The 14,987-nt window shown below is 49.0% G+C and carries 8 protein-coding genes; 3 read left to right on the forward strand and 5 right to left on the reverse strand.

The window, feature by feature from the left end:
* Positions 1 to 51: 51 nt before the first annotated feature.
* Positions 52 to 960, forward strand: a complete 909-nt coding sequence (locus ACOQOZ_RS07105) for a helix-turn-helix domain-containing protein (protein WP_420591578.1) — start codon at positions 52 to 54, stop codon at positions 958 to 960.
* Between the two features lie 26 nt (positions 961 to 986).
* Here ACOQOZ_RS07105 and ACOQOZ_RS07110 read toward each other — a convergent pair whose 3' ends face one another.
* The 5 genes from ACOQOZ_RS07110 to ACOQOZ_RS07130 form a co-directional block, all read right to left on the reverse strand.
* Entirely contained in the window at positions 987 to 1,691 is a 705-nt protein-coding gene (locus tag ACOQOZ_RS07110; protein WP_420591579.1) for a UTRA domain-containing protein, read from the reverse strand.
* A gap of 28 nt (positions 1,692 to 1,719) precedes the next feature.
* The gene (locus tag ACOQOZ_RS07115; protein WP_420591580.1) at positions 1,720 to 3,111 is read right to left on the reverse strand and encodes a DUF5690 family protein; all 1,392 of its coding nucleotides are present in this window, start codon (positions 3,109 to 3,111) and stop codon (positions 1,720 to 1,722) included.
* 20 nt (positions 3,112 to 3,131) lie between these two features.
* Complete coding sequence (locus tag ACOQOZ_RS07120) at positions 3,132 to 4,385, reverse strand: NAD(P)/FAD-dependent oxidoreductase (RefSeq protein ID WP_420591581.1); 1,254 nt, start codon at positions 4,383 to 4,385, stop codon at positions 3,132 to 3,134.
* 197 nt (positions 4,386 to 4,582) lie between these two features.
* On the reverse strand, positions 4,583 to 9,391 hold the full coding sequence (locus ACOQOZ_RS07125; protein WP_420591582.1) for a fibronectin type III domain-containing protein: 4,809 nt from the start codon (positions 9,389 to 9,391) through the stop codon (positions 4,583 to 4,585).
* Between the two features lie 281 nt (positions 9,392 to 9,672).
* Positions 9,673 to 12,291 (reverse strand): TonB-dependent receptor, encoded by a 2,619-nt coding sequence (locus ACOQOZ_RS07130; protein WP_420591583.1) that lies wholly within the window; start codon positions 12,289 to 12,291, stop codon positions 9,673 to 9,675.
* Between the two features lie 395 nt (positions 12,292 to 12,686).
* Here ACOQOZ_RS07130 and ACOQOZ_RS07135 point away from each other — a divergent pair, with 395 nt between their 5' ends.
* Positions 12,687 to 12,950: a DUF4212 domain-containing protein gene (locus ACOQOZ_RS07135; protein WP_420591584.1), complete on the forward strand. Its 264-nt coding sequence runs from the start codon at positions 12,687 to 12,689 to the stop codon at positions 12,948 to 12,950.
* 15 nt (positions 12,951 to 12,965) lie between these two features.
* The gene (locus ACOQOZ_RS07140) at positions 12,966 to 14,741 is read left to right on the forward strand and encodes a sodium:solute symporter family protein (protein ID WP_420591585.1); all 1,776 of its coding nucleotides are present in this window, start codon (positions 12,966 to 12,968) and stop codon (positions 14,739 to 14,741) included.
* Positions 14,742 to 14,987: the final 246 nt, after the last annotated feature.

Consider the following 14,987-nt stretch of genomic DNA (forward strand, 5'->3'; position numbering starts at 1 on the left):
GCTGGTAACCTGCAAATCTTATATATCCACCACAACATCAGTGAATCGATCATGTCTGACCTACTTGTAATTAACACCATCAGCGAGGCGGTAAACCTGTATACCGGTAAAACACCGGATCATCCGTTGATTCATGTGGTGGATCTTAACGACACCGAGATCCCGGCAGGCCTGAATAACATTCGTATCTGCAGCAATCTGTACAGCCTGGTATTAAAGGTAAATGCCAACGCCCAGGTTCAGTATGGCCGCAATCAATACGATTTCAGCAGTGGTGTCATCACGGCCTACGCGCCGGGTCAGATTATTCAGGTTGACGAGACCTATAAACCCGGCGACCTGAAGGGCTGGTCGTTGATGTTCCATCCGGATTTATTGCTGCATCACCCGCTGCAACAAACCATCAAACAATACGGTTATTTCTCTTACGACGTGTGTGAGGCGTTACATGCATCGGAACGAGAGCAACAGATGCTCAATCAACTGGCAGAAGAAATTCGCCGGGAAACTCAACAAAATCAGGATGAATTCAGCCTGGATATTTTATTAACCAGTGTTGAGCTATTACTGAAATACACCGACCGTTATTTTAACCGGCAATTTTTAACCCGTAAGCCCTTCTACCAGGACAGCATTGAACGCTTTAGTCGTTTGGTCGATGAACATCTGGATAAAGCCGCTGAAACTGAATCCGGTTTACCCTCGGTTAATCAGCTCGCTGCAGAAATGAATATGTCGGCCAACTATATGAGTGATTTATTGCGCAAACAGACCGGAAAAAGTGCTCAGGAGTTGATTCATCAGCAACTGATCGAAAAAGCGAAATACCGTTTGCTGAACTCGGATGACAGTGTCGCCACCATTGCTTATCAGCTGGGGTTTGAATATCCGCAGTATTTCAGCCGGATATTTAAGAAAAAAACGTCGATGACGCCACAGGAGTTCCGCAAACTGCATTGATTGCGGCAATCATCACAGCAGGACAATTAATTCGAACAAAAGGCGCGCAACTCAATGGCGCTGTGTACCCAGAATTCCTGATCATATTCTACCGGTACCCGATCCCCTTCAAAGCGAATTCGCTCAACGCCTAAACAGGGCGCACCGTTAATATGCGATAAGGCTTCGGCAACATCGTCATATACCGCAGAGACTTTGATACGGTTATCTTCGTGGGTAATTTCGACATCGTAGTCACGCTGCATCAGCGTGGTTAACGAGCCTTCCATGTGTTTTTTGGCAATGCCAGAAAAACGCGCCTCAGGCAGATAAATCACCTCATACAACACCGGGCGACCGTCGAGTGAACGTAAGCGCTTCAACTCGATCAGCTTGTCTGAGCCGGTTACCTGCAACACCTTGCGTGCCTGGGCCGGGCCTTTAATACAACGCTGGCTGATCAGCTCAGTTGCTGGCTCTTTATTCTGTTGCGCTGCCAGCATATAGAAGTTCACCCGTGAGGACGGATCATATTCCAGTCGGGATGGCGTCACAAACCAGCCACGGCGGTTGGAACGATAAATCAGACCTTCCGATTCCAGCTTGGACAACGCATCACGCACGGTAATCCGGGTGCTGTTAAATTGCTCCACCAGCTCTCGCTCAGACGGTAAGCGTGCATTGACACACAGCTTGCCGGAACTGATCTGGTGGGCAAGATAATCGCGTATTTCTAAACTGGCGGATTGCATAGTCGGTTTTCCCGATGCCGGTGCTCTGTTAATCACGGGCAAATTCTACCTGTCCGGCGGGAACGAAAGAAGCGTCTTTTTCATCCTTGCTGAGCTGATTATTGCGATTATCTTCGGATTCAGTTTTTTCCGGGCGCTGTTCAACAAAGAAGCGCCAGCGGAAGTACAACCAGGAAGTCAGTGTCAGCGAGCCACCCACGATTGCAGTGACATAAATGGCTTTGATAAAGAAGGTCAGCCAGCTGAGATCGGGAGAATGGAAGTTCTTCACCAGCATTAAGCTGACACTGCCAAGATAACCTGCGCTGTCTGCCAGATAAATCAGGAAACCAGCGTTAGCAACACCACCGGCAATGGCAACAAACCGATCGAATAAAAAACAGTTAAACGGAATGTAAGATAAATATAGCCCGGTGCCCAGCAACACCATCCAGGCCTTGCTATCAAGCCCGGCGAACTGATACGCCCAGGTCGATCCACCGAGAATCACACAACCAAGAATGATAGCGACATGATTCGCTGTAAACGCTTTAAAGTTGTCGCGAATAAACATCAGCAGTGCTAATGCCACCAGCACCATGGCAGCTATACGAACACCGGCATAGGTAAAGATTTCCGGCTCATTGCCATAACCCAGCGCCATCCAGATCTCTGAAGAAAAGTTGTCACGGAAATCGCGCAGTGCAGTAAATAACAGAAAGGCGGTAATTAACGCTAATAAACCAAACCAGTATTTCGAAAACAAATTCCAGCGATCGGCGGCTGTCATCGGCTGGCGTTTCTGTCGGGCCGCTTCATCATCAGCATTTGGCTCAGGTAATAGCGATAACGCATACACTGAGATAAACAGCAGCGGTGTAAATACCAGACCGGTTAATACCGGCATCCAGAATTCCGGCACATCAAAATAAACAATCAGAGATTTTCCTACTGACCGAACCATACCCGAGGCAACAATAAAGGATGCACTTAAACCGGCTCCCAATAATTCACTGGTACGCCGTCCTTCGAGATAACTGAAAACCAGCCCCCAGATCATTCCCAGCGGTAAACCGTTTAAAAACATTGCCAGTGGTTTCCATTCCAGTGGCACCACAGCAAACAATAACAGTGCAAGTTCTGCTGACATAATCAGAGTCAGAATCGCAATAGCACGACGGTTATGCAACATCGAAGAAACGACTTTAATGCCAATGAATTTCGACAACAAATAACCCATTACCTGAGACAAAATCAGCATGACTTTAAAATCAATGCCAAACCAGTCACTGTATTCGTAATGACCAACCACAAACGGTTTGCGGAACGCATACATGGAAAAATAGGTCAGAAATGCCGCACTGATGGCAAAAATCACGAACCAGGGTAATGGAGCCCGCTCTAACCAATGATGAATTTTACGCTGAATTTTTGTGTGCATATCGGGTACCTTGCTGGCCGTTAGCCGGTTTTTTTCTGACTGCGTGCCAGGGCACATTGTTGTTGAAATTCGTCGCTGAAGACGTCCATATCCTGATCACGCTGATTAAAGCGATCTAACCGATAAGGCTGAATATCCAGCTCACAGGGTTGTTGGGTAATTGCTGCCGCCATCGCCTTACCAATACCACCACTCCAGGCTATCCCCGCACCGGAGCAACCGCTGGCAACGTAAAAATTCTGCCAGCCAGGCGCTTTCCCCAGTAACGGTTTACCATCCGGGGTATAGCTGGAAACACCAGCAATATAGTGGTTAAGCTGGGCCTGCTCTAATAGCGGACAGCGCTGAATCAACGCTTGCCAGTTCTCTTCCAACGCCGCCCAGCCCTGAGGGTCCTGACTGAACCCCAGCGAATGAATATCATCCGGTAACTGGCTGGCGTCAGCGTAACAACCCAGGCTGTCGCGTACACCAAATAACAAGGCCCCGTTTTCACTGCGAAAATAAAAACCATTCACCTGATCAATCAGCATTGGCATATCACGTTGAATTGCGGTTTGAGTATCAGTAATCCAATAGTGACTGCGTACCGTTGCCATGGCTAACGCCACACCGTATTCCCGGGCAAACGCTTTTGACCATGGGCCCGCTACCAGTAATACATCATCGCATTCAAATGTTTCGTCAGTGCTACGAACCGCGCAGATTTTTCCCGCTTTTGTTTCCAGCCCCTTGACTCTGGTATTAGCCAGAAAACGTGCACCGCATAATTTCGCCTGTTGCATATACACGATGGCCAGCAGGTAAGGATCAATGTAGCCATCGTCCTGATATTCCAGTGCAGAGGCATCGGCGGCAATATTGATCCAGGGAAAAGTCGCCGAGATTTCCGCCACGTTTTTATCGCGGATTAATGGTGGCTGAATGTCCGAAGTCTGCTGTTGTGCCAGCTGCCGGTACAACGCCAGCGTTGTACGTGGGTAATCACCATCTGCCAGATGCCAGCAGCCACTGCGCTGCATCAGGCTCTCCTGACGGTCACGTTCGAAACGTTTAATCGCATCATGGGTTTCGGCTACAAACAGGCTGGCATTCAGATCACCGCGGGCGCGGGTTAATAATGCCGCAGCCTGCGATGTGGTCGAAGCAGCAAATTCACCCGCTTCCAGTACGGTGACCTGAACGTCACCACGACGCTGCAGGTAATAAGCACAGGCAAGGCCAAGGATGCCGCCGCCAATAATCACAACCTGTCGTTTTTCTGAGTTTGTCACTTTGCCACCACCAATAATCTGGACTAGACCAATTAGACTATTCCGATATGACAGTCCGGTGACATTTGGGTACAGAGGCATCAGGCAGAATGACAGGCAATAAAAAACCGGCAATCGCCGGTTTTTTAAGTTTAATAACGGGTCAGCTGGATAAACACCATCACCGTGTCGCCTCAATCATCACAGTGTTACCTGAATCACTGTGCAGAAAGCGTCCGTATTTCGTCCACAGTCAGCGCCTTGTGATAAACCTTAACGTCATCAAATGCCTGGTTTTGTGGTAACTCACAGGTTTTGGCATCCCCTTCGCCACTGCAGGCTAATTGCGCATGCCCACCTACCCGGAATGGCGAACCACCACCATAGCTGGTGTTATTCATCGCAGCGGTTACCGGACCAGAGCCTTGTGGCAGAGTGGCGGTGGTTGCCAGCGCAACGCCATCGATATAACCGCGTAATTCGTTATTCTCACGATCAATAACCATCGCCAGATGATGCCAGACGCCATCACTCAACGCATTTTCCTGACTGATCAGTGCATGATTGGTAATCATCAAACGATCACGGAAATTCACCTGCATCTGAACCGCACTGCCATTACTGCGAATCTCCCAGCCACCGTACTCCATATTATTCGGCCCACTGGACGATTTACCCATCAGCAAGCGGGCACCATCCAGGCTGTTGTATTTTATCCGCATGGTGGCGGTAAAACTTTTATGGCCCGGGTCTAATTTATGCGGCAATAACTTATGGCCCAGAGCGTCTTCTGCTTTTTCTGCGGATGCCATCAACTGCAAAGTCATAGCATGATTGCTGTTGCTGGCCTCACGGATATCCGCCAGCGAGCTGCCGCTGGTCAGAGCAGACAGTTCCGGTGCGGTTAAATGATTGTGATCACCACTGCTGTCCAGCACCTGATTATTATCGCCGATGTTTTCCATATTCCAGTCACCGGTAATTCCCTGACGCATTACCTGAATCTGCACCGGACCCACGGTATGTGTGGTGCCATCTGTGACGGTGTAGGTAAACTGATCGACACCAATATAATCGGTTGGTGGTGTGTAGCGCAGGATATTACCTTGCTGGCTGACCTGCCCTCCTTTGGCCGTTGTCGCCTGGAATTTCAGAATCGATAACGCCTCTCCGTTGGCATCATAATCGTTGGCTAATACCGCAATATTGCCTGCTTCATTCTGATAAACCGACAGATAATCTTTAAAGGCCGCCGGTGGCATAACGTCAGTAATGGTTTTGGCAGGCTTAAACTTACTGCCCGCTTGCAGACGACGGGTGGTTTTACGTGCCTGCATATTCCCCAGCTGACTGCCCGGTGCCATGATCTGATTATTGTTGTCTGTTTGCTCACCGTGGCCCAATCCCATGTTATGACCAATTTCATGGGTGAAACCCCAGTTGTGGGTGAAATTAGCGACACAGCCAACCCAGTCACCACCGCCCCAGCAATAACCGCCATTCACCGGATCCTGGAATTCAATAGTGAAGTTGGTGGCATCGGTTGCAGCCGGTCGTGGCTGAGTATTTTCTGCGGTTGAATTGCCATGCACTTCAATTAACGCACGGCCCACATCCCAGCGTAAGCCGGTTTTTTGTGCCCAGACATAATCGGTTTCATTAATATGGTTTTCCATTTGTGCGATGGAATTAATAATGCTGCCACGCGCCTGATTCACAAACTGATTGTGCTCATGCTTAAACGACACCCGCGCCAGATTATTATGAAAATCCGCGCCAGGCTGCGGCACAAAGTAGCGGTTATTATCGTTAGCCGGAACATCAACGCTGATCTGCAACTCGTCTGTCGTTGTTTCATTATTGCCAAGGGCGTCAGCGTCAATTAAATGAGAAACATCAGCAACCTTGCCCCAGGCACGACCATCACCACGCCAGGCTGAAATATGCATTTTGCCATCGGCATCAATTACCCCGGTTACCGCCAGATAAGGATCATTCGTCACACGGCCACGATATGTGCGCGGCTCTGGCATCGGCACCACCGCCTGATATTGTTGCTGGCGGCGATTATCAAAGGTTAATAACTGATAATTAGGGGAACGTACGCTGTGTTTATAAAAACTCAGCTGTTTATTTTCGTCATTAATATCAACGCTGATATTAATGATTTGTGGCAGCGCTTCTCCGGCTTGTTTACCTGCTGGAATAATCTGGGTAGAAACCGGCACAACACTGCTCCAGCTGCTGCCCGCCGCACCACGCACTTCGATCCGAACAAAATAATTCTGCCCAGGGGTAATACCCGGCAAGTTTACCTGCTGCTGACCTGCGGCTAACGTGCCAGCTGATTGCATTTTTTGCCAACCGGAAATCTGATCACCGGCATCAACCGTGCCGTAATAAATAAATACCGGCAGTCCTGCAGCATCGGCGGGGATATTCAGCGTTAATGTTAGCTGCTCTCCCTGTTGATCAAAACCAGACTGCACCAGTTGATTAACCGTTGGAGTCGACGGATACAAAGCACTGAACGGCATTAAGTGTTCGCCACTAATACGCGTTTTATTCGTCATCTCCGGCCCCTGCCAGGCCACCGACATATGGTCGCCACCACCACCTTCTTTATGCAGTACTTCGATGTAATACAGTTGGCCTGCTTTCAGTTCAATGTTGGTTTTCACCCGGTTACCGTTGTACCAGGCGTCGACACCGGTGTAACCATTTACCCGGGCGATTAATTCGGCTTTATTCGGGTCCATATCCGGCGATAGCAATAACTGACTGTTATCGTCAGACGCAATCCAGAAATTATAACGACCATCCCGGGGCGCTTTTAAAAATCCGCGCACACGCTGGCCATAATAATTACCCAGCGCTGGTTTACTCGCCAGCTCCATTAACCGGTTCTGACTTTGTGGCATGGCGGTTAATGGAATATTTGCAACACTGTTTCCAGAAATACCGGTCCAGATTTGTTGGTTAACACCCTGCTGATTAAATCGCTCAGCCGCAATAATCATCACCTGCAGCTGCATGGAGCTGACAGCAGTCCCTTGTGTCGCCTCAATGGTTACTGTGTATTGTTGGCCACTGGCGCCCGAAGCAGAACGATTCAGAGTTAATAAACCATCGCTTGATAAACTGAATAAACCGCCGGAGCTGTCTTGAGTCAGGCTGTAGCTGACAACCTCATTGTTGCCGCTAACGGCTGTTGCCTGCGCTTTAAAGACAGGACTGCCAATTGCACTATCCGCGGCCAGCGCAGCATAAAATTTCTCACCATTAAAACCCGGTACATCGGTGTTTACGCTGGCGGTGGTCAGACTGATCTCAGCCGCTTGCTCCGATGTATTTCCCGCGGCATCAACACTCACTACTTTTAATGAGTAATCCGTTGCGGGCTCAAGATTGGATAATAAATGCTGCGCCTGGGTTGTTGTCGCCAGCAAGGTTTCACCGTTAAAAATACGATACTGCAGATTGGCTTCTGGCTGATTCCAGCTTAACCGGGCTGAAAACGGAGTAATATTCGCCAGCGCCAGATTAGTTACCGCAGCGGGGGCAATATAATCGCTGATCATAATAGCAGCGGCATTACTGCGGGCAGAACGGTTACCGGCAGCATCATAAGCAACCAGATAAAAGTCATAACGTTTACCACTATCGAGGTTTTTCATCTCAATGTTCGTTTCGGATAAGTCCGCAGCTTTCACATCAGACAGCTTTAATCCGCCGTTCCAGACCTCATAACCGGCAACGGCTTTATTATCTTTTGGCGCCTTCCATTCAAGAATAATTCCGGCATCTTCGGTTTGAATAACCGCCAGATCGTCGACCGCTTCAGGCGCCTGGGTATCCAGAGGCTGGCGTAAAAACTGGCCATCAATAATGGCCTGTTCGCCACCCGGTGGCTGCCAGGCAACGGATAAATGATCAGCGCCTCCGACTTCAACCATTAATGCTTCGATGTAATACGCTTCTCCAGCCTGCAGAGAAATGACTTGGGATTGCTGGCTGGCACGACGACTCCAGTTATCCTCACCAACCCAACCACTGACACTGGCGATGGTTTTAGCATTACCCGCATTTTTATCCGTACTTAAACGCAGCTCTGAGCCATCATCGGAAGCAATCCAGAAACGATAATCACCGCTGACTGCGGGCAATAAATAGCCCGACATACGTTGGCCGTAATTGCCACCAATATTACTGGGTGATTTAAACCGGTTTTCGATGCTGGCGGATGCCGGACTATCGGGATAATCATCGAACGACAACAATGAACTGACTTCCGTAGTAAAAGTCTGACCGTTATATACCTGCCGCAACAAGCCTTGCTGTTCGGCGTTGGCGGCCATTTCGATAAAACCGATATTAACGGATGCCGTACTGACACTGATGCCATCACTGACTTCCAGCTGCAAGCGATATACCTTGCCGCCCATGTTGCTTGCCGCTTGATTTAAATTCAGTTGGCCCTGAGCAGAGATCAAAAACGGCGCGTTGTTTTCTTCAGCTAAACGCCAGCTTAATGGCTGATTTTCTTTATCGGTTGCAGAAAACTGATACACCAGCTGATCTTTTTTCGCTTCGCTGGTTAATGTCATTAATGGCGGAAAATCGCTGATTTCCGGCGCATCATTAGCAATGGTGGTGGCCGATACTGAAACCGGTTGGGAACGCTGACCCGATGCATTCAGTGCAATCACCTGATATCGGAATGTCTGGTTTGGTCGAAGGTTATTATCCTGGTAAGACAATAAATCGCCGTTAATGGTAGCGATAACATTACCGTCACGCTGAATTTCAAATTGTTTTGCCGACGTCGCATATTGCCAGCGTAATAAAATACTGGTGGTACGGGTTTCGGCAACCTGGAGATTGGTTGCAGCCGGCACTTCGGCTTCAGGATGAGTGGGTTTATTGGGTTCAGCATCAACACTGACACCGGAACTTCCGCCGCCACAGCCAGCTAATAATGCCAGTGATAACAGCCCCATTGAGCAACGGATCGACAACCGCTTCATGATCTCTCCAGTTTATTCTGATTATTAAGGCTTGCTGCCAGCAAGGTGATATAACAATCACCTCGACTCCCCCATAACAGCGCCTGTCGGCACGGTAACCAGTCTTGAATAGGTGTTCAACACTGGTTTGAGCCAATATGTTAAATATCCTCTTATTTAAGGTAACGTTTAGTATCTTCTGGACAAAAAAGGCCGCTGCCATGCCGTAATTGTACGAAATGGCAGCGGCCAACCGGAGAGAAGGTCTCAGGTGTGATGCGCAATTGCGCGGTTCAGCTCACTCAGAAGAAGCTGTATTTCACACCGGCACTCATACGGTAACCGTAGTACTCGGTTTGTAATGGACGCTTTTTGCTGCCCAGGTAGTACTTCAGCGGTTCGTTGGTGATGTTGTTCATATCGACATAGAACATCAGGTCATCACTGTGAGTATAAGAAGCACTCAGATCAACGCTCATGTTGTCGCCGTAGATTTCATCCGAAGAACTGCTGTCACCGTGTTCCAGAATGTAATCACCTTTGTGGTTAACCGCTAAACGTACTGCGTATTTACTGTCGTCGTAGAACACAGAAGCGTTGTACAGGCTGTCTGCCTGGCGAGGAATACGGGTCTTACGACCGTTTGGTAATTCCATCACCGAACGCATGCGGGTGTAGTTCGCCTGTACACCAAAGTTATAGAGAGAGTCCATGACAAAATCGAGTCGACGGCTGAAGGCAAACTCAACACCGCCTAACCAGGCTGCATCACCGTTTTCTTCGCGAACGGTTTTAACCGTCTGGCCACGGAAATTTGTGGTGCCTTTGTCAGAGAAAATCGGGTCAGTGATGTGCTTATAAAAAGCACCTGCGGATACCAGGCCCACTTCGCCGTAATATTGTTCAAACATCACATCCAGGTTATCGGAATACGTTGGATCCAGATCCGGATTACCACTTTTCAATACGTTATCCGCTTCGGTATAGCTGCCGCCAGGCGTCAGTGCGCCAAAATCCGGGCGGGCAAACGTACGGGTCAGGGCAACACGCAGGTTCTGATCTTCAGCCAGCGCATGAGTCACGTGTAAAGAAGGCAGCACCGAGGTGTAATCTTTGCTTTCGCTACGCGGCTTGGTCACACCGTTTTCCTGCAGATAACCATCCACATCGGTTTTGGTTTTTTCGACACGAACACCACCCACCACTTTGGTCTCATCATTTAACTGATAAGTTGCCATGCCGTAAGCTGCGGTATGCGTTTCTTCCACATCGAAGTTACGGCTTAATGCACCACCGTTGGCAATCGTGGCGGAATCACCATCAACAAATTCAAATTTATCGCGGTTTTTATTCCAGAAATCTTCCAGGTCCGACATGCTGGCAACCTGACTGAAATCTTTATCGTAATTTGCATTAATATCGCTTAAATAATCGCTGCGGCCCGGCTGATTTTTTAATTTAAAATCGGACAGTACCGGTGTTGTTGCACTGTCTGACCAGGTATAAAACTCGTCGGAGAAGCTGGCCACACGTTCTTTCTGACGGTATTTCAGACCCGTTTTAATTTGCAGGTCGTAATTCACATCGTGGCTGAAATCCAGCTGAGCAACAATTTTGTCTTTTTCGCGGACATCAACTTTATATAAGTTGATATCTGCCAGTTTCATCTGGCTCGGATCCATTTTGAATCCGGCTGGTAAATGCGTCGACGGTTTACGGGCAGAACTGCTGCCACCATCAATCACATTGTTAGAACGACCTTCTCCATCTGCGTCGTATTGCAGACCATCGAACACCACATCTTTCTGGGTAAATTTGGCAACGAAGTAACTGTTGTCTTTGCCGTTGGGTACATCACCGTAATAAAAGTGATTGTCATAGGTGGCTAATTTCCAATCCAGCTTGCTGTCTTCGGTAATAAAGTGCTCACCACCAATTTCGTGGGCTTTCAGCTCGGTCTTCAGGATGTCGTGAATATGTTGTACTTCAACACGACCGCCGGAGATGGCGCCGGTGTTTGGATCACGGCTTTGCTTATCGAAGCGGTAGCGATGCTTGTAATGGGTTTCATCGTCGGTTAATGAACCATACAAGGTACGGGCATAAATACTGTCGCCATTATCGAAGTTATATTCAACCGCACCGTTTAAACCGCGGGTGTCACGCTTACCGGTGTAATCACGCAGCTCCAGACGATAAATACTGCCATCGCTGTTACGACGTGGTTCAAAGTTATCCGTCGCCCAGTTACGGTAATTAGTTGTGGCATTAATGAGGTAGCCAAACTTACCGTCTTCACTGCGGTCGCCAGCCATCACATTGATGTTATACCCGGTTTTATCGGCTTTTTTGTTGTAGTTGGTACCCAGCGTCACATCCAGCACGGTATCTTCCGGGGCTTTGCGGGTAATAAAATTGACGTTACCACCAATGGCATCGCCTTCCATATCCGGCGTGATGGCTTTGCTCACTTCAATGCTTTCAATCATTTCGGTCGGGAAGAAATCAAACGCGGTAGCACGGGAAGTGGTTTCTTCTTCCGCCGTCGGAATACGGTCACCATTCACCGAGGCCGAGCTCCATTGCGCTGGCAGGCCACGAACAGCAACGAAGCGACCTTCACCCTGGTCACGTTCAATTGACACACCCGGCAGACGCTGTACCGCTTCGGCAGCGTTGCGATCCGGTAATTTACCAATACCATCGGCAGAAATAACATTCAGAATACGATCAGAATTTCGCTGGGTGTCGACCGCTTTGGCCTGTCCCTGGAAAATCACACCAACGGCAACCACTTCTTCGATATCGTCATTGGCAGCGGAAGAAACCTCTTCACTGGTCTCTGCCAATACCGAAAAACTGATTCCTGAGAATGCCCCGGCGACCGCCAGTGACAACATATGTTTTGCAAACTTGTCCATAAATCCCCCTTGTATTTGCTTAAATCCGGACGCCTTAAACGACGCTCAGTTCATTGATGCAGCAATATTTTCTGGTATAGACCAGAGATAAAACGGAGATTAAAAGTAAATTATGACGGCGATATGACCGAGCCGTACACACGGTTGAAATTGTTGTCCAGGTCAAATCTCAGGCGACTGCGCCTGAATAGCAATTCAATGGCAAAAGCGACTAATACCAAGGTCTTCCTGTGTCAAAAAGTAACACCGAAACACTTATTTAAGCCATTGTTTTTAAAGGCTTTTTATTTAATCACGTAACACTACTGTGGGGTTACTACCAAGGTCTATCTTCTTTCAATTGCGTTACTCCCCTAGGTTGGAAATGCATCTAATAAAAACGAGGAGAGGGTGTTATGGCTTTTAAGTCTGAAGACGATAAGCAAGCGTACTGGCGCAGAAACATCAGCCTGATGATTAAACTGCTGGTCCTGTGGGCCGTGGTTTCTTATGGCTTTGGGATTCTGTTACGCGACGTGCTGGATGTGATTCCGGTAGGTGGTGTTGGCCTGGGGTTCTGGTTTGCACAACAAGGTTCCATTTATGTGTTCCTGTTCATTGTGTTCTTTTACGCCAAGAAAATGCGTGAGCTCGATCGCGAGTTCGGCGTAGACGACTAATCTGAGGAGCGAATTATGGATCTGCAAACGTTAACCTATTTGGTTGTTGGTGCGACCTTCGCACTGTATATGGGTATCGCGATTTGGGCGCGTGCCGGAACTACCGGAGAATTCTACGCCGCTGGCGGTGGTGTTCATCCGATTGCTAACGGTATGGCTACCGGTGCTGACTGGATGTCGGCGGCTTCTTTTATCGGCATGGCCGGTCTGATTGCATTTAAAGGCTACGACGCTTCCATCTTCCTGATGGGCTGGACTGGTGGTTATGTACTGCTGGCTCTGTGTCTGGCTCCTTACCTGCGTAAGTTTGGTAAGTTCACCGTGCCTGATTTTATCGGTGATCGTTACTACTCCCGTACTGCCCGTATCGTAGCAGTTGTGTGTTTGATCGTTGCCTCGCTGACCTATGTGATTGGTCAGATGAAAGGTATCGGTGTGGCCTTCTCTCGTTTCCTCGACGTTGACTACGCAACTGGTCTGTATGCGGGTATGGGTATCGTATTCTTCTACGCCGTTCTCGGTGGTATGAAAGGTGTAACTTACACCCAGATCGCTCAATACTGTGTACTGATTTTTGCTTACACCGTTCCTGCGGTATTTATCTCTCTGAACCTGACCGGTAACCCTCTGCCACAACTGGGTCTGCTGAGTGACACGGCTGATGGCACACCACTGCTGCTGAAACTTGACCAGACGCTGGTTGATTTAGGTTTTGCTGAATACACCGCGCAGAAAGGCGGCACTTTCAACATGCTGATGTACACACTGTCGCTGATGATGGGTACTGCGGGTCTGCCACACGTAATTATCCGTTTCTTCACCGTACCTAAGGTATCTGACGCACGTACCTCTGCCGGTTGGGCACTGCTGTTTATCGCCATCCTGTACACCACAGCTCCAGCGGTGGGTTCTATGGCTCGTCTGAACCTGACCAACACCATTCAACACGGTGAAGTGGGTTCTGCTGAAGGTAACCTGGTATACGCAGAACGTCCGGACTGGTTCAAAAACTGGGAGACCACAGGTCTGCTGAAGTTTGAAGATAAAAATGGCGACGGTCGTATCCAGTACTACAACGATAAGAACCCTGAGTTCGCTGCCAAAGCTGAAGAGTTCGGCTGGAAAGGCAACGAAATGACCAAGGTTGACCGTGACATCATGGTTCTGGCGAACCCTGAAATCGCGAACCTGCCTAACTGGGTAATCGCTCTGGTGGCTGCCGGTGGTCTGGCTGCAGCACTGTCGACCGCTGCGGGCTTACTGTTAGCGATCTCCTCGGCGATCTCGCATGACCTGCTGAAGAGCACCTTTATGCCGCAGATTAATGAAAAACAGGAACTGATGGCTGCACGTATCGCCATGGCAGGTGCCATTCTGGTTGCCGGTTACTTAGGTCTCAATCCGCCGGGCTTTGCCGCCCAGGTAGTGGCACTAGCCTTCGGTCTGGCCGCATCCTCGATCTTCCCGGTACTGATGATGGGTATCTTCAGCACTAAGGTGAATAACACGGGTGCGGTAAGCGGTATGCTGGTTGGTCTGACTTCAACACTGGTGTATATCTTCACTTACAAAGGCTGGTTCTTCGTATCCGGTACCAACATGCTGGCGAACACTCCGGACAACTGGTTCCTGGGTATCGCACCTGAAGCATTCGGTGCGGTAGGTGCGCTGCTGAACTTCGCAACGGCCTTCGTAGTGTCGAATATGACGGCTCCGGTACCTGAGGATATCCGCCATATGATCGAAGATATTCGTGTACCAAAAGGCGCTGGTGCAGCTCAGGATCACTAAGATTGTGAGTTAAACCAAACCCAGAAAAGCCCGGCAGCCGCCGGGTTTTTTTATGCGCATTTTTTATAACCCAATGAAAGATGTAACAAAATCGACACTTGCCAAGCCATAAAAAAGCCAACATAGTGAGGGAAAGCAAAGGAGATACACTTGACGGCGAACCATGGCTTTATATGGCGTCCGCACAGTATCAGCAGCGGACGTTCTGACACCTGGCAACGACAGCTTCACTTTCTGTCGCACCCG

This window comes from Bacterioplanoides sp. (assembly GCF_965219715.1).
GTDB lineage: Bacteria > Pseudomonadota > Gammaproteobacteria > Pseudomonadales > Oceanobacteraceae > Bacterioplanoides.